Source organism: Thioclava sp. ES.031 (genome assembly GCF_002563775.1).
Classification (GTDB): Bacteria; Pseudomonadota; Alphaproteobacteria; order Rhodobacterales; family Rhodobacteraceae; genus Thioclava.
Genome location: NZ_PDJO01000001.1, coordinates 2,868,849 through 2,883,438, shown reverse-complemented (window position 1 = coordinate 2,883,438; position 14,590 = coordinate 2,868,849). Strand labels below are relative to the sequence as shown.

Here is a 14,590-nt window from a genome sequence, read left to right as displayed (position 1 = left end):
CCGATTTAGGAGACACGCAATGAAGACCGAAATGAAAACCGAGACGCGCGCGGAAGGGGCTTTGGTGCCCACTGCCGCTGCCGCAGGGGAGCATGTGCGCAACCCCGGCATGGCGCTCGATGTGGGCATGTTCGAGGCCCACCGGGTCAACCGCGCCGCCGCCGAGCGCCGCTGCGCGACGCTCACCACCCGGCGCAGCGTGAAGAAGGCGCATCAGGCGGCGTGGCTGGTCAACGCGGTGCGCTGCGTCGATCTGACGACGCTTGCGGGCGACGATACCGAGGGCCGGGTGAAGCGGCTTTGCGCGAAGGCGCGCAAGCCCTTGGCTTCGCATATCGAGGCGGGGCTGGACCTGAGCGCGGGCGAGCTGACCGTGGGCGCGGTCTGCGTCTACCCGACGATGGTGCCGCACGCGGTCAAAGCGCTGGAAGGGTCAAATATCCCCGTGGCCTCGGTCGCGACGGGCTTCCCGGCGGGTCTGATGCCGCTGCATCTGCGGCTCGAGGAAATCCGCTGGGCGGTGGCGCAGGGCGCGGCCGAGATCGACATCGTGATCAACCGCGAACTGGCGCTGACCCGGAACTGGCAGGGCCTGCATGACGAGATCGCCGCGATGCGCGAGGCCTGCGGCGACGCGCATATGAAGGCGATTCTGGCGACTGGTGAGCTGGAGACGCTCAACAACGTCTATTCCGCCTCGATGGTCGCGATGCAGGCGGGGGCCGATTTCATCAAGACCTCGACCGGCAAGGAAAGCGTCAACGCGACGCTGCCCGTCAGCCTGACCATGCTGCGCGCGTTGCGCGATTACGGGATGGCAACCGGCCACCGCATCGGCTTCAAACCCGCTGGCGGGATGAAGCAGGCGAAAGAGGCGCTGGCCTGGCAGATCCTGATGAAAGAAGAGCTGGGCCGCGACTGGCTCAACCCCGACCTGTTCCGCTTCGGCGCAAGCTCGATGCTGGGCGATATCGAGCGCCAGCTGGAGCATTACGTCACCGGCCGTTACGCCGATAGCAGCCGTCACGCGCTGGCCTGAGGAGAGACAAAATGAGCATTCAGAACATCCTCGAAACCATGGAGTATGGCGTGGCCCCCGAAGACGATAGCCAGGCGCGCAAATGGCTCGCCAAGCATGAGGGCGGCTTCGGCCATTTCATCGACGGCGCGATGACCAAGCCGGGCGATCTGTTCGAGGTTCGCGATCCGGCAAGCGACACGGTGCTGGCGCGCGTCACGCAAGGTTCGGCGTCGGACGTGGATGCCGCCGTCACCGCCGCGCGCAAGGCGCAAAGCGGTTGGGCGAAGCTGTCGGGCCATCAGCGCGCGAAGCACCTCTATGCGCTGGCCCGCCACATCCAGCAGCACTCGCGCCTTCTGGCGGTGCTGGAGACGCTCGACAGTGGCAAGCCGATCCGCGAGAGCCGCGACATCGACATCCCGCTGGTCGCGCGCCATTTCTATCACCATGCGGGCTGGGCGGAGATCCTCGACGACGAACTCCCGGGTCACAATGCGCAGGGCGTCTGCGGGCAGATCATCCCGTGGAATTTCCCGCTCCTGATGCTGGCGTGGAAAGTCGCGCCGGCGCTGGCCGCGGGTAACACGGTCGTGCTGAAGCCCGCTGAATACACGCCGCTGACCGCGCTGGCCTTCGCCGAGATCGCACAGGAATGCGGCATCCCGAAAGGCGTGATCAACATCGTCACCGGCGATGGCGAAACCGGCGCTGCCATCGTCGGCCATGAGGGCATCGACAAGCTGGCCTTCACCGGCTCGACCGATGTGGGCCGTATCCTGCGCGAGCGCACGGCTGGCTCGGGCAAGGCGCTGACGCTGGAACTGGGCGGCAAATCCCCCTTCGTCGTCTTCGAGGATGCCGATCTGGATGCCGCCGTCGAAGGCGTGGTGGATGCGATCTGGTTCAATCAGGGGCAGGTCTGCTGCGCGGGCTCGCGCATCCTCGTGGCCGAGGCAGTGGCCGAGCGGTTCGAGACGCTGCTGCGCGCCCGGATGAAGACGCTGCGCACCGGCGATCCGATGGACAAGAGCACCGATATCGGCGCGATTGTGCATCCCTCGCAGCTCGCGCGGATCCGGAATCTGGTCGAGAAGGGCGCAAGCGAGGGCGCGACGCTGACCCAAGGCTCCGCCCCGCAGGGCTGCTTCTTCCCGCCGACGCTGGTGACGGATGTCGAACCCGCAAGCGTTCTGGCCACCGAGGAAATCTTCGGCCCCGTCGTCACGCTCACCACCTTCCGTACGCCGTCCGACGCGGTCGCGCTGGCCAACAACACGCGCTACGGACTGGCGGCCAGCATCTGGTCGGAGAACGTGAACCTGTGCCTCGACATCGCGGGGCAGGTGAAAGCCGGGATCGTCTGGATCAACTCCACGAACATCTTCGACGCGGGTGCGGGCTTCGGCGGCTATCGCGAGAGCGGCTTCGGCCGTGAGGGCGGGCGCGAAGGCATGCGTGCCTATCTGCGCAACCCCGCGGCGGCCACCGGCAAGGGTAAGGGCACGACGCCCGCCGAGCTGGAGACCGGCCCCGCCGACACGATCAAGGGCGGCGAGATCGACCGTACCGCGAAGCTTTATGTCGGCGGCAAGCAGGCGCGGTCCGATAGCGGCTACAGCTATCAGGTGAAGGGCGGCAAGACGGTCGTGGGGCTCGCAGGGCTCGGCAACCGCAAGGACATCCGCAACGCGGTCGAGGCGGCGCATAAGGCCAAGGGCTGGGGCAAGGCCACGGGCCATAACCGGGCGCAGGTGCTCTATTACATCGGCGAGAACCTCTCGGCGCGCGGCGCGGAATTCGCGGCCCGTCTGGAAAGCTTCGGCGCCTCGCGCAAAGCCGCTGAGGCCGAGGTCGAGACGGCGGTGGAGCGTTGCTTCTGGTATGCCGCCCAGGCCGACAAGTTCGATGGCGCGGTCCACGCGACGAAGTCGGAATTCGTGACCCTCGCGATGAACGAGCCGATCGGGGTGATGGGGCTGGTGGCTCCCACCGCGCAACCGCTTCTGGGGGCGATCTCGCTGGTGCTGCCCGCGATTGCGATGGGCAACCGGGTCGTTCTGGTCCCGAGCCAGACGCATCCGCTGGCCGCGACCGACCTCTATCAGGTGCTCGACACCTCCGACGTGCCGGGGGGCGTGGTCAACATCGTCACCGGCCCGCGCGACGAGCTGGCGAAAACGCTGGCCGCCCATGATGGCGTCGATGCGATGTGGTATTTCGGCAATGCCGAGGGCTGCCAGATGGTCGAGGCGCAAAGCGCCGGGAACCTCAAGCAGACCTGGGTCGAAGCCGACGACGCACGCGACTGGGGAGCCCGTGCGGGGCAGGGGCGCCTGTTCCTCGACCGCGCGACGCAGGTGAAGAACATCTGGGTGCCCTACGGCGCGTGAGGCCTCTGACAGAGCATCGAGAAAGCGGCGCCGAGAGGGTCAGCCCTTTTCAGTAAATGGTGCGCGTGAGAAACTTGAAGGCTCGAAGCGCAATGGTCGCTTCGAGCCCGAACTTGCATGATACCACGTTACGCGGGAAGGTCAGCTTTGGCGCTGTTGGGCTTCGATCGCGCTCATTTCAGATGCCACCGCAGGACCGCCGCAATGCTGAACTCTTCCATAGAAATTGGTGATTTCCGCATCTCAGAAGCAGATCAGCTCGGAGTCATATTCTTTGAGGCCGTGCGCGAAGGAGCTAGGGAATTCTATAATTTTGAGCAGCGGCGGGCTTGGGCGTCGGGGCCGCCTTCGGGACCGGACTGGGCATCACGCCTGACCGCTCAGAGAACTATGGTAGCGCGTTTGGCAGGCCAGCCCGTTGGCTTCATGACCTTGGACGATGATGGCTACATAGATCTTGCTTTCGTTGCGCCCGGCCACCAACGAAGGGGCGTCGGTGGATCTCTCTATGCCCGGATCGAGGCAATCGCTCGAGACGGCAAGATGGCACGCCTTCACTCCCACGCGAGCTATCTTGCCCGAGGCCTCTTTGAGCAGCAGGGGTGGGACGTGGTTCGCGAGCAGCAGATCGAAAGGGCTGGCGTTACATTGACGAACTTCCTGATGGAAAAACGCCTCCATTATCCAGTCCGGCGCACTGGCATTGCTGTGCGTTCTCACGAAAGCTGACCGTGAGGACCGGGCGGCGAGGTTGCGCGCTGTCATGCTTAGCCGGCATCCGCCGCAGACAGCTTCCGAAGAATTTGTCGGGAACTGCTGATCGACATGGCGTCGCGCCTACAAGGCGTTCGGCCTCACGCTGCACCATTTACTGCAAAGGGTTGGCGCCTAAACGGGCCGCTTTTTCATGCGGGATCGGCGCGCGCAAAGCCGCGCCAGGCGGCAATCGCAAACAGACGCGACCAAACGGCGCGTGATGAAATTGTTTTGAGATCAGGGGAGTAGTGGCAGTCCGTAGGGGAATCGAACCCCTCTTTCCAGGTTGAAAACCTGGCGTCCTAACCGATAGACGAACGGACCGCACAACGCTCAGTCAGGGCTCGGAAGTGGCAGTCCGTAGGGGAATCGAACCCCTCTTTCCAGGTTGAAAACCTGGCGTCCTAACCGATAGACGAACGGACCACTCTGAACCTTCCGGGCATACCTGCCTAAGGTGGAGCGGTGTTTAGGCCAGAGAACCGTGACTCGCAAGAGGGTAATTGCGGATTTTCGGAAAGTTTTTGTCCCTCCGTTACGGCAGCGGCGAAGCCTTGGAAATATAGCCGTTTTCCGCGTGCGATGGCGGGGTGGCGGTTACGCTTCGGCGGCGTCTTCGAGGCGCAGCTGCACCTTGTTGCGTCCGCCCCATGTGTTGATCTCCAGCCGCCCGGCGAGGTGGAAGCGTTGCGCGCCCGGCTGGCTCAGCGCGGGGCCGAGCGGGCCGTCGAAGGCGCCGAAGCAGATGGCCTCGATCCGACCGCCCATACCGTCGCCGAAATTGAAGCGCAGGTGGCTTTCCCCGATCCGGCGCGCGCCCACGACTTCCATATCGGCGAAGGCGAAACGCGGGGCAGGGGCGCCCTGGCCGAAGGGGCCTGCACGGTCCAGATCTTCGATCAGCTGCGGGGTCGCGGCGCCCGGCATCAGCATCCCGTCGAGGCGCAGGTCGCGCGGGCCGATTTCGCCCGCGCCCTGTTTGGCCAGAAGCTCTGACAGGCGCGCCATCGCGGGCTCCAGCTTGTCTTCCTCGACCGTGAGGCCCGCCGCCATCTTGTGCCCGCCGCCTTTCAGCAGCAGCCCCTCAGCGGCAACGCGCTGGATGGCGGCCCCGATATCGACGCCCGCGACCGAGCGCGCGGAACCCTTGCCGATCCCGTCATCCACCCCGATCACGACCGAGGGGCGGTTCGTCGCCTCTTTCAGCCGCGCCGCCACGATGCCCACGACGCCCGGATGCCAGCCCGCACCCGCCGCCCAGACCAGCGGCGCGTTCAGCCCGCGTCCCTCGGCCTGGCTTAGCGCGGCTTCGCGCACGGCGTTCTCGACCTCTCGGCGCTCGGTGTTGAGCTGGTCGAGCCGCTCGGCGATGGATTGCGCCTCATGCGGGTCGGTTGTCGACAGCAGCCGCGCGCCCAGATCGGCCGCGCCGATCCGTCCGCCCGCGTTGATCCGCGGGCCAAGCACGAAGCCCAGATGATAGGCGGCGGGCGCGCGGTCGAGCCGGGCCACATCCGAGAGCGCCACGAGGCCGGGCCGTTCGCGCCGGGCCATGATCTTGAGGCCCTGACGCACCAGCGCCCGGTTGCAGCCCGTGAGCGGCGCGACATCGGCGACCGTCGCCAGCGCCACCAAATCCAAGAGCGTCATCAGCGGCGGTCCCTGCACGCCTTCGCCGCGCAGCTGCCGGTTCGCCTCCACCAGCATCAGGAAGACGACCGAGGCCGCGCAGAGGTGGCCCAGCTCGCCGGTCTCGTCCTGCCGGTTCGGGTTCACCACGGCCAGCGCAGGCGGCAGCGTCTCGCCGCCGAGGTGGTGGTCGAGGATGACGACATCGGCAGGTTTCGCGGCGGCGACGGGCTCATGGCTCAGCGTGCCGCAATCGACGCAGACGATCAGCGGATGCTCGGCGCCGAGGCTTTCCATCGCGGGCACGTTCGGCCCGTAGCCCTCGTCGATCCGGTCGGGAATATAAAGCGTCGCCTCGCGCCCCATCGCGCGCAGCCAGTTGATCAGCAGCGCCGCCGAGGAGCCGCCATCCACGTCGTAATCGGCGAAGACCGCGATCTTCTCGCCGGACTTCACCGCCTTGAGAAAGCGCGCGGCTGCCTGCTCCATGTCGCGCAAGGATCGCGGATCGGGGAGCAGCTCGCGGATAGTGGGTTCCAGAAAGCCCTCGCTCTCCTCCGGCGTCACGCCACGCGCGACGAGGATACGGGCGAGCGGCAGGGGCAGGCGCGTCTGTTGCGCCATCGCTTCGGCCAGCCGGTCGGCCTCGGGTGTGGGGCCGATCCAGCGGCGGCCTGTCAGGGATTGCTCGACGGAAAGGAAACTGCTCATGCCTTCGGGTGTAGCCAAATCACGCGAGCCCTGCCAGCCACTATGAAGGGGCGCTTGCTCGGGCCGTCACTCAGGCCGTCATTGGGGCCCTCACTCAGGTATGTCTTGCAGCAGAGCTTGGCGCGAGTCCGAGGCGAATTCGCGCCGCCAGAGCATCCCCGTTGTGAACAGCGTCGCCGCAATGAGCGCATAGGGCCCAAGCAACCACGCCAGCGTCGTCAGCGCGAAATAGACCGAGCGCAGCCCGCGATTGAAGCTTTTCGCGGCGTTGATGTTCACCTGCGCCGCCTGTTCGGCGCGCGGATAGGCCAGCGGATCCTCGGGCTCGTTGGGCACCGCCGCCATCGCGATCGCGGCATAGGAGAACAGCCGGTGCGACCAGACGAATTTCAAAAACGCATTCGCGCCGAACAGAACGGCGGTGAGGATGCGCGCCTCCCACAGCAGATCGGGGCCGCGCGCGATGTCGAAATCATCCGCGAGATTCGTCAGCGGCTGCGGATTCGCGATCAGCGCCAGCCCGGCACCGATGGCGATCAGCGAAGACGAGGCGAAGAAGGTCGTCGATTGCCGCAGTCCATCCACCATCGCCGAATCGAAGATCCGCGGCTGGCGGGTCACCAGCTGACGCATCCATTCGCGACGGTAATTCTCCATCAGCTTGCCCATCGAGGGGCGGGCGGCGCTCGGATGTTCGGTCGTCCAGCCGATCCCCATCCAGCAGGCGACCAGAAGGGCGAGCGCCGCGAGGTCGAGCGGCCCCAGCGGGCCGATATGAAACGTCGTCATCATATCGACAGTTAGCGCGATGCAGCTTCTCTTGTCACCGGGGCTTATTGGTTATATTTTCTGACCAACCGGGAGGAGTTTGCCATGGAAATGCCCAAGCCGAAGGAGGATCTGCTGGCGCGCAAGCCGCAGATCATCGCCCGCCTGCGCGAGGTTCTGCCCGCGGATGCGGTGATCGACGACCCCAGCGAGACGCGCGCCTATGAATGCGATGCGCTTTCGGCCTATCGCTGCCAGCCGCTGGGCGTGGTGCTGCCGCGCTCGACGGCGGAGGTCGCGGCGGCGCTGAAGGCCTGCCACGAGCTGGGCGTGCCGGTGGTGCCGCGCGGCGCGGGCACCTCGCTTGCGGGCGGCTCGATGCCGCAGGCGGATTCGGTGGTGCTGGGCCTCGCGCGGATGAATGCCGTGCTCGAGACTGACTACCCGAACCGTTTCATCCGGGTCGAGGCGGGGCGCACGAACCTCTCGGTCACCGGCGCGGTGGAAAGCGACGGCTGGTTCTACGCGCCCGATCCGTCCTCGCAGCTGGCCTGCGCGATCTCGGGCAATATCGCGATGAATTCCGGCGGCGCGCATTGCCTGAAATACGGGGTGACGACGAATAACCTCCTTGGCGTGACGCTGGTCACGATGGAGGGCGAGGTGGTCGAAGTTGGCGGGCCTTATCTGGACGCGGGCGGGCTCGACCTTCTGGGGCTGATCTGCGGCTCGGAGGGGCAATTGGGCGTCGTGACCGAAGCCACGCTGAAGATCCTGCCCAAGCCCGAAGGCGCGCGGCCCGTGCTGATCGGGTTCAACTCGAACGAGGTCGCGGGCGCCTGCGTCGCCGATATCATCAAGGCGGGCATCCTGCCCGTCGCGATCGAGTTCATGGACCGCCCCTGTATCGTCGCCACAGAAGCCTTCTGCCATGCGGGCTATCCCGATTGCGAGGCGCTCCTGATCGTCGAATGCGAGGGCTCGGAGGCCGAGATCGACGAGCAGATCGGCATGATCCGCCAGATCGCGACCCGGCACGAGCCGGTCGAGTTCCGCGAGGCGCAATCGGCCGACGAGGCCGCGCGGATCTGGCTGGGCCGGAAATCCGCCTTCGGGGCGATGGGGCAGATCAACGATTACATGTGCCTCGACGGCACGATCCCTGTGTCGGAGCTGCCCTTCGTGCTGCGCCGGATCGGCGAGCTGTCGAAGGAGTACGGGCTGGACGTCGCGAACGTCTTTCATGCGGGCGACGGCAATATGCACCCGCTGATCCTCTATAACGCGAACAAGCCGGGCGATCAGGAGCTCTGCGAGAAGCTGGGCGCCGAGATCCTCAAGCTTTGCGTCGAGGCGGGCGGCTGCCTGACCGGCGAGCATGGCGTGGGGATCGAGAAGCGCGACCTGATGGATGTGCAGTTCGAGCCCGCCGATCTGGAAGCGCAGATGCGGGTGAAGGACGTGTTCGATCCGAAATGGCTTTTGAACCCGGCGAAGGTGTTTCCGCTGGGCGCGAGCGCGAGCCGCCGTGCGAGCTGATGGCGCGAGCTGAGGGCGGGGAGGGGCGCTGCCCCGCTCGCTGACGCGAGCCCCCGGGATATTTTTGCCAAGAGGAAGGCAGATTTTATGAGAGTTGAGAACGAGGCGCAGCTGGCCGAGGCCGTCCGGGATGCGGGTGGCGCGCTCGCGGTGCGTGGAGGCGGCACGCGACCTGTGGGTCGGTGTCTGGGCGAGCCGCTGGAAGTCGGGATTTCGGGCATCACGCTTTACGAGCCGGGCGCGCTGACGCTGGTCGTGGGCGCGGGGACGCCTTTGGCCGAGGTGGAGGCGGCGATTGCCGCCGAGGGTCAACGCCTGCCCTTCGAGCCTTCGAATTGGGGGTCGGTTCTGGGCGCCCCGGGCACGAGCACCGTGGGCGGTGTCGTGGCGGCGAACGTCTCGGGGCCGCGCCGGGTGCAGGCCGGGGCCTGTCGCGACAGCCTGATCGGGACGCGCTTCGTCGATGGGCGCGGGCAGATCGTGAAGAACGGTGGCCGGGTGATGAAGAACGTCACCGGCTACGATCTGGTGAAGCTGATGGCCGGAAGCTGGGGCACGCTCGGGGTGATGAGCGAGGTGGCCTTCAAGCTGCTGCCCGCCGCGCCGTCTCAGGCGACGGTTGTTATCGACCTTCCGGCCGGGGCCGCGCAGGTGGCTCTGGCGGCGGCCTTGGGCTCGCCCTTCGACGTGTCCGGTGCGGGCTGGCTGCCCGGCATCGGTGCGGTGGTGCGGGTCGAGGGGTTGGCCGAATCCGTCGCCTACCGGGCGGAGCGGTTGCGCAAGCTGATGGCGCCGTTCGGTCCGGTGCGGATCGAGGAAGACGGCTCGGCCGCGATCTGGGCCAGCCTGCGCGATCTGGAGCCGTTCATCGGCAAGGACGGCGATCTGTGGCGGCTCTCGGTGAAGCCGTCGGAGGCCTCCGAAATCGTCGCGCGTCTGGGTGGCGAGGTGCTGCTCGACTGGGGCGGTGGGTTGATCTGGGCGCTTTTGCCGGAAGGGAGCGACGCCCGTGCGTTGGCCGCGCCCTATACCGGCCATGCCACCTGCATGCGGGGCGCTGCGGGCGTGACCTTCGAGCCCGAACCCGCGTCGATTGCCACGCTGACCACCGCGCTGCGGGCGCAATTCGACCCTAAAGGTATTCTGAACCCCGGAAGGATGGGCTGATGCAGACGAATTTTTCGCCCGAACAGCTGAAAGATCCCGGCGTCGCGCGCTCGAACGAGATTCTGCGCGCCTGCGTTCATTGCGGGTTCTGCACCGCTACGTGTCCTTCCTATCAGGTGCTGGGCGACGAGCTGGACAGCCCGCGCGGGCGCATCTACCTGATCAAGGACATGCTGGAGAACGACCGGCCCGCGGATGAGAAAACGGTCAAGCATCTCGACCGCTGCCTGAGCTGTCTGGCCTGCATGACGACCTGCCCCTCGGGCGTGCATTACATGCATCTGATCGATCATGCGCGCGCCCATGTCGAGAAGACCTACAAGCGTCCGATGATGGACCGGCTGCTGCGCTGGACGCTGGCGAAGATCGTGCCCTATCCGGGGCGCTTCCGTCTGGCGATGGGCGGGGCGAAACTGGCGAAACCTTTCGCGGGGCTGCTGCCGGACAAGCGGCTGCGCGCGATGGTGGGTATGGCGCCCAAGACCATCCCGCCCGTCAGCCGCAATGACGATGCGCAGGTCTTCGCCCCGATGGGAGAGAAGAAATACCGCGTGGCGCTGCAGATCGGCTGCGCGCAGCGGGCGCTCAACACCGATATCAACGATGCGACGATCCGGCTGCTGCGGCGGCTGGGCTGCGAGGTGGTGATCCCGAAGAACCTGGGCTGCTGCGGGGCGCTCTCGCATCACATGGGCCGCGAGGATGAGAGCCATTCGCAGGCCGCGCGCAACATCCGTGCCTATCTGAGCGAAGGCGATCTGGATGCGGTGATCATCAACACCTCGGGCTGCGGCACGACGGTGAAGGATTACGGCCATATGTTCCGCAACGATCCGATGGCCGAGGAGGCGGCAAAGGTCGCGGGTCTGGCCTGTGATGTGTCGGAATTCCTTGTGAAAATCGGCCTGCCTGAGGGTAAGGGCGGGATGCGTGTCGCCTATCACGCGGCCTGTTCGCTGCAGCACGGCCAGCAGATCAAATCCGCGCCGAAGGACCTGCTCAAGCGGGCAGGCTTCGAGGTGGTCGAGCCTGCCGACAGCCATCTGTGCTGCGGCTCGGCGGGCACCTATAACCTGCTGCAACCGGAGATTTCCGACGAGCTGAAAAAGCGCAAGGTGGCGACGCTCGAGGCGAAGCAGCCCGAGGTGATCGCGGCGGGCAATATCGGCTGCATGGTGCAGATCGGCGGCGGCACCGAGGTGCCCGTTGTCCACACTGTCGAACTTTTGGACTGGGCCACGGGCGGGCCGAAGCCACCGGCGCTTGCGCAGGCCTGATCCACGCCACAATCTGGCCGCATCGGGGCGCTACGAAAGGCAAAACGCCCCGCAATCTTCGGAGCCCCGATGCGCCTTGTTGCTCTCGCTCTTGCCTGTCTGACCGCGCTGCCTGTGCTGGCGCGGGCCGAGACGATCACCCATGCGACGCCCTTGCGGGCGCTGGAGACCGGTGACGATACGCGTGGCTGGCAGGCGGTGGGGCGGCTCGATCTGGGCCATGGCAGCTTTTGCACCGGCACGCTGATCGCGCCCGATCTGGTGCTGACGGCCGGGCACTGCCTCTATGACAAGCGCAGCGGCGCGCTGATCGATGCGCGCGAAATCGAGTTTCGCGCGGGCTGGCGCAACGGTCGCGCCGAGGCTTATCGCAAGGTGTCGCGCGCGGTGCTGCACCCTTCCTATCACTATGGCGGACCGGTGGGCGTGAAGCGTTCGGAATTCGATCTGGCGCTGATCAAGCTCGCTCAGCCGATCCGCCTGCCACAGCTTCAGCCCTTTGAGGTGTCGCGCAGCGCGCCCTATCGCGGCGAGGAAGTGGGCGTTCTGTCCTATGCGCAGGGCCGCTCGGAGGCGCCGTCGCTGCAACGCGATTGCTCGGTGCTGGAACGTGCAGGCGCGACGGTGGTGATGAGCTGCTCGGCCGATTTCGGGGCCTCGGGCTCGCCGGTCTTCAGCTTCGCCAATGGCCGCCCCGAGATCGTCTCGGTGGTCTCCGCCAAGGCCCAGATGGGCGCGCGCCCGGTCTCGATCGGGGCGCTGGCCAATGGGGTCGCCGATCTGCGGCAGGCCATCGAGAGCCGCGACAACGTCGCCACCACCCGCGAAATTCGCGCGGGCGGGGCAAAATTCATCAAGGCGAAGTAAGCGCGATGGGCATTCGACGGATCATCGTGGGTGTCGTGGCTCTGGCTCTGCTGGGCGGCATGGGCGAGGCGCAGGAGGCGCGCAATTCCGCGCTCGACCGTCTGTCGCAGCGTGCCGATCTCTTCGGCTGGGAGGCCGTGGGCAAAGTCACCATCGGCGCTGACGGCTACTGCACCGGCGTGTTGATCGCGCCCGATCTGGTGCTGACGGCGGGCCATTGCATCTTCGACCGGCGCGCGCAGGCGCCGCGCGACCCCGCGAGCCTTGGTTTTGCCGCAGCCCAAACCGACGGGGCGGAGATCGCCGCGCGCCCGGTCGCCGCGATGGTCGCCGATCCGGACTATAACCCGTTCGTGCCGCTCTCGGTGGACACCGTGCGCCACGACGTCGCCCTTCTGCAGCTCTCCGCGCCGATCCCGACCTCGGTCGCAGCGCCGTTCCGCGTGGGCGCCGTGCCTGCCGCGGGGGCCGAAGTGTCGGTCGTGTCTTACGCGCAGGGCCGGGCCGATGCGCTGTCCTGGCAAAAGGCCTGCCGCGTGTTCGGGCAGGCCAAGGGGCTGATCGGCTTCGATTGCGATGTCTCTCACGGCTCCTCGGGGGCACCGGTCTTCGATCGCTCCGGGCTCGCCGCAGGCGGGCGGGCGCAGATCGTGTCGCTGGTCTCGTCGGGCTCGCGCAGGAATGGCGTTTCGCGTGCCTACGGGATGGAATTGCCCGCGATCGTGGCGCAGCTCAAATCCGCACTGCGCAGCGGGCGGGGCGTGATCCGCGCCGTATCCCCCAGCGCTTCCGCCGCGCCGCAGATCCGCCGCACAGAGCCCGCGCAGGGCCAGCCGCGGATCCTGTCTGGCGGGGGCACTACCGGGGCGAAATTCCTGCGCCCCTAAGGGCTTGGCCCGAAGCGGCGCGCCTCTTGAAACGTCGCGAGAGATTTCCCAAATTTATGAGTGCCGGAATGCCTGATGAGGGTTCTGGCACCCAACTGCCCGGCCCCGGAAAGGGGCGGGTTTCATAACCATCGCTCAAGAGAGGATGATGATATGCGAAGCTTTGATCTTTCGCCCCTTTACCGCGCCACCGTGGGCTTCGACCGCGTGGCTGATCTGATGGACCGTGCGCTGACCAGCGATCTCGCGCAGCCGACCTATCCGCCCTACAATATCGAGAAGACCGACGAGAATGCCTATCGCATCTCGATCGCCGTCGCGGGCTTCGGATCGGACGAGCTGACCGTCGAGATGAAGGACGGCGCGCTGATCGTGACCGGTCGCAAGGCCGAGGACGATTCCGGCCGCACCTACCTGCATCGTGGCATCGCGACCCGCGCCTTCGAGCGCCGCTTCGCGCTGGCCGATCATGTGAAGGTCACCGGGGCCACCCATGAGGATGGCATGCTCCACCTCGATCTCGTCCGCGAAATGCCCGAGGCGCTCAAACCGCGCCGGATCGAGATTGCAGGCCCGACCAAGACCGAGGCCAAGCAGGTCGAGACGGTCGACGCCTGAGGCATCTGCCATCGGTAAAAATGACGGGCGCGGGGGGTAACTCCCGCGCTTTTTGCTGTCTGGGGTTCAGGGCGGCGTGAGATCGGTGCCGCCGCGCTGGAACACCATCACATGGTCGCCGCTGCCGGTGAAGGTGACCGCCGCGCCTTCGACCTGCGCCTGCTTCATGTCGAAGAACAGCTGCGCGAGGCCCGCATCGGCCTTGAACTCCGGCGTCTCCTGCTCGCAGGCGAAAGTGGGCGAAGCCGAGGTCGGCCGGATACCAAGCGCGGGGTAGGGGGCGAACATCACCCCGGTCACGCAGAGGCAATGCCCGCAGACGGCGAAGCGCGAATTCTCCCCGATATAGAAGCGGATCGCCCGCGCGGGTGCCTTGCCATCCACCGTGGCGAGGTCATAGGCGCGCCGGGTTTCCACCTTGGCGGCAAGCGTCTGCGCGTCGGAGGTGCCGCTCGGCATACAGGCTGCGAGCGCGACTGCGAGCCCGAGAGTCGCAACGCGCGCGGCCATCTTTCTTGGAAGATCGGTCATGGTCTTGGTCCGTTACTGGCTACTTCCAGCAGGATGCGCGGTCCCGACCATAGGCGCATTGATCCGGCGCAAAGACCGCCGCGGGCTCAGTCGGCGACCATTGCGCCGATCAGGGCGATCTCTTCGGTGCCTGCCTCGCGGGCTTTCTCCTCCAGTCGCCGATAGGCTGCGAGGACCGCTTCGCCCTCGGGCGTCAGCGATGCGCCGCCGCCTTTTGCCCCGCCGCGCGCGCGGTCCACCAGCGGTTCCTTGAAACCCGCATTCATCTCTTCGACCAGCGACCACGCACGTTTGTAGCTCATTTTCATCGCGCGCCCCGCCGCCGAGATCGAGCCGTGTTCGGCGATTTCCTCCAGCAGCCGGACCTTGCCGGGGCCCAGCATCGCCTTGTCGAAATAGAGGCGCATCATCAGGCGGGTCAGTTCCATT

At 66.4% G+C, this 14,590-nt stretch carries 13 protein-coding genes and 2 tRNA genes; 9 read left to right on the top strand and 6 right to left on the bottom strand.

Translation table 11 applies throughout. From position 1 onward, the window contains the following. The first annotated feature begins 109 nt into the window (after positions 1 to 109). From deoC to AXZ77_RS19860, 3 genes are all read left to right on the top strand, one after another. A complete protein-coding gene (gene deoC, locus AXZ77_RS13760) occupies positions 110 to 1,039 on the top strand; it encodes a deoxyribose-phosphate aldolase (protein ID WP_098412562.1) in 930 nt (309 codons plus the stop codon). 11 nt (positions 1,040 to 1,050) lie between these two features. After that, a complete protein-coding gene (locus AXZ77_RS13755) occupies positions 1,051 to 3,411 on the top strand; it encodes an aldehyde dehydrogenase family protein (protein WP_218000488.1) in 2,361 nt (786 codons plus the stop codon). 117 nt (positions 3,412 to 3,528) lie between these two features. Continuing rightward, entirely contained in the window at positions 3,529 to 4,140 is a 612-nt protein-coding gene (locus AXZ77_RS19860; RefSeq protein ID WP_098411582.1) for a GNAT family N-acetyltransferase, read from the top strand. Positions 4,141 to 4,416: 276 nt separating this feature from the next. Here the strand turns inward: AXZ77_RS19860 and AXZ77_RS13745 are convergent. The 4 genes from AXZ77_RS13745 to AXZ77_RS13730 form a co-directional block, all read right to left on the bottom strand. Continuing rightward, positions 4,417 to 4,491, bottom strand: a tRNA-Glu gene (locus AXZ77_RS13745). Positions 4,492 to 4,518: 27 nt separating this feature from the next. Further along, positions 4,519 to 4,593, bottom strand: a tRNA-Glu gene (locus AXZ77_RS13740). 171 nt (positions 4,594 to 4,764) lie between these two features. Next, positions 4,765 to 6,507, bottom strand: coding sequence for a single-stranded-DNA-specific exonuclease RecJ (gene recJ / locus AXZ77_RS13735; protein WP_098411581.1), 1,743 nt, complete (start codon positions 6,505 to 6,507; stop codon positions 4,765 to 4,767). Between the two features lie 90 nt (positions 6,508 to 6,597). Then, positions 6,598 to 7,296, bottom strand: coding sequence for a DUF599 domain-containing protein (locus AXZ77_RS13730; RefSeq protein ID WP_255266505.1), 699 nt, complete (start codon positions 7,294 to 7,296; stop codon positions 6,598 to 6,600). A gap of 84 nt (positions 7,297 to 7,380) precedes the next feature. On the opposite strand from AXZ77_RS13730, the gene AXZ77_RS13725 reads away from it, so the two are divergent. The 6 genes from AXZ77_RS13725 to AXZ77_RS13700 all read left to right on the top strand — a co-directional run bounded on the left by AXZ77_RS13725 (position 7,381) and on the right by AXZ77_RS13700 (position 13,630). Beyond that, positions 7,381 to 8,814, top strand: a complete 1,434-nt coding sequence (locus AXZ77_RS13725; RefSeq protein WP_098411579.1) for an FAD-linked oxidase C-terminal domain-containing protein — start codon at positions 7,381 to 7,383, stop codon at positions 8,812 to 8,814. Between the two features lie 87 nt (positions 8,815 to 8,901). Then, positions 8,902 to 9,981 carry an FAD-binding protein gene (locus AXZ77_RS13720; protein WP_098411578.1) on the top strand — a complete coding sequence of 360 codons (1,080 nt, stop codon included), beginning with the start codon at positions 8,902 to 8,904 and terminating at the stop codon, positions 9,979 to 9,981. Next, positions 9,981 to 11,258 (top strand): glycolate oxidase subunit GlcF, encoded by a 1,278-nt coding sequence (glcF, locus tag AXZ77_RS13715; protein WP_098411577.1) that lies wholly within the window; start codon positions 9,981 to 9,983, stop codon positions 11,256 to 11,258. Before AXZ77_RS13720 ends, glcF begins: the two co-directional genes overlap by 1 nt. A 69-nt stretch (positions 11,259 to 11,327) precedes the next feature. Beyond that, positions 11,328 to 12,125 (top strand): serine protease, encoded by a 798-nt coding sequence (locus AXZ77_RS13710; protein WP_098411576.1) that lies wholly within the window; start codon positions 11,328 to 11,330, stop codon positions 12,123 to 12,125. Between the two features lie 5 nt (positions 12,126 to 12,130). Beyond that, positions 12,131 to 13,012, top strand: a complete 882-nt coding sequence (locus AXZ77_RS13705; RefSeq protein ID WP_098411575.1) for a serine protease — start codon at positions 12,131 to 12,133, stop codon at positions 13,010 to 13,012. A 153-nt stretch (positions 13,013 to 13,165) separates the two neighbouring features. Next, positions 13,166 to 13,630, top strand: coding sequence for an Hsp20 family protein (locus tag AXZ77_RS13700; RefSeq protein ID WP_098411574.1), 465 nt, complete (start codon positions 13,166 to 13,168; stop codon positions 13,628 to 13,630). A gap of 66 nt (positions 13,631 to 13,696) precedes the next feature. On the opposite strand, the gene AXZ77_RS13695 is transcribed toward AXZ77_RS13700, so the two are convergent. Together AXZ77_RS13695 and AXZ77_RS13690 are read right to left on the bottom strand one after the other, a co-directional pair. After that, complete coding sequence (locus AXZ77_RS13695) at positions 13,697 to 14,161, bottom strand: hypothetical protein (protein WP_141536279.1); 465 nt, start codon at positions 14,159 to 14,161, stop codon at positions 13,697 to 13,699. A gap of 86 nt (positions 14,162 to 14,247) precedes the next feature. After that, positions 14,248 to 14,589 carry a winged helix-turn-helix domain-containing protein gene (locus AXZ77_RS13690; protein ID WP_246831773.1) on the bottom strand — a complete coding sequence of 114 codons (342 nt, stop codon included), beginning with the start codon at positions 14,587 to 14,589 and terminating at the stop codon, positions 14,248 to 14,250. Between the last annotated feature and the right edge of the window lies 1 nt (position 14,590).

Excerpts from the sequence above, each read along its gene's own strand:
- AXZ77_RS13725 (WP_098411579.1), top strand. The coding sequence starts at position 7,381 with ATGGAAATGCCCAAGCCGAAGGAGGATCTGCTGGCGCGCAAGCCGCAG.
- glcF (WP_098411577.1), top strand. The coding sequence starts at position 9,981 with ATGCAGACGAATTTTTCGCCCGAACAGCTGAAAGATCCCGGCGTCGCG.
- recJ (WP_098411581.1), bottom strand. The coding sequence starts at position 6,507 with ATGAGCAGTTTCCTTTCCGTCGAGCAATCCCTGACAGGCCGCCGCTGG.
- AXZ77_RS13705 (WP_098411575.1), top strand. The coding sequence starts at position 12,131 with ATGGGCATTCGACGGATCATCGTGGGTGTCGTGGCTCTGGCTCTGCTG.
- AXZ77_RS19860 (WP_098411582.1), top strand. The coding sequence starts at position 3,529 with ATGATACCACGTTACGCGGGAAGGTCAGCTTTGGCGCTGTTGGGCTTC.
- AXZ77_RS13695 (WP_141536279.1), bottom strand. The coding sequence starts at position 14,161 with ATGACCGATCTTCCAAGAAAGATGGCCGCGCGCGTTGCGACTCTCGGG.
- AXZ77_RS13720 (WP_098411578.1), top strand. The coding sequence starts at position 8,902 with ATGAGAGTTGAGAACGAGGCGCAGCTGGCCGAGGCCGTCCGGGATGCG.
- AXZ77_RS13730 (WP_255266505.1), bottom strand. The coding sequence starts at position 7,296 with ATGACGACGTTTCATATCGGCCCGCTGGGGCCGCTCGACCTCGCGGCG.
- AXZ77_RS13700 (WP_098411574.1), top strand. The coding sequence starts at position 13,166 with ATGCGAAGCTTTGATCTTTCGCCCCTTTACCGCGCCACCGTGGGCTTC.
- AXZ77_RS13755 (WP_218000488.1), top strand. The coding sequence starts at position 1,051 with ATGAGCATTCAGAACATCCTCGAAACCATGGAGTATGGCGTGGCCCCC.
- deoC (WP_098412562.1), top strand. The coding sequence starts at position 110 with ATGGCGCTCGATGTGGGCATGTTCGAGGCCCACCGGGTCAACCGCGCC.
- AXZ77_RS13690 (WP_246831773.1), bottom strand. The coding sequence starts at position 14,589 with ATGGAACTGACCCGCCTGATGATGCGCCTCTATTTCGACAAGGCGATG.
- AXZ77_RS13710 (WP_098411576.1), top strand. The coding sequence starts at position 11,328 with ATGCGCCTTGTTGCTCTCGCTCTTGCCTGTCTGACCGCGCTGCCTGTG.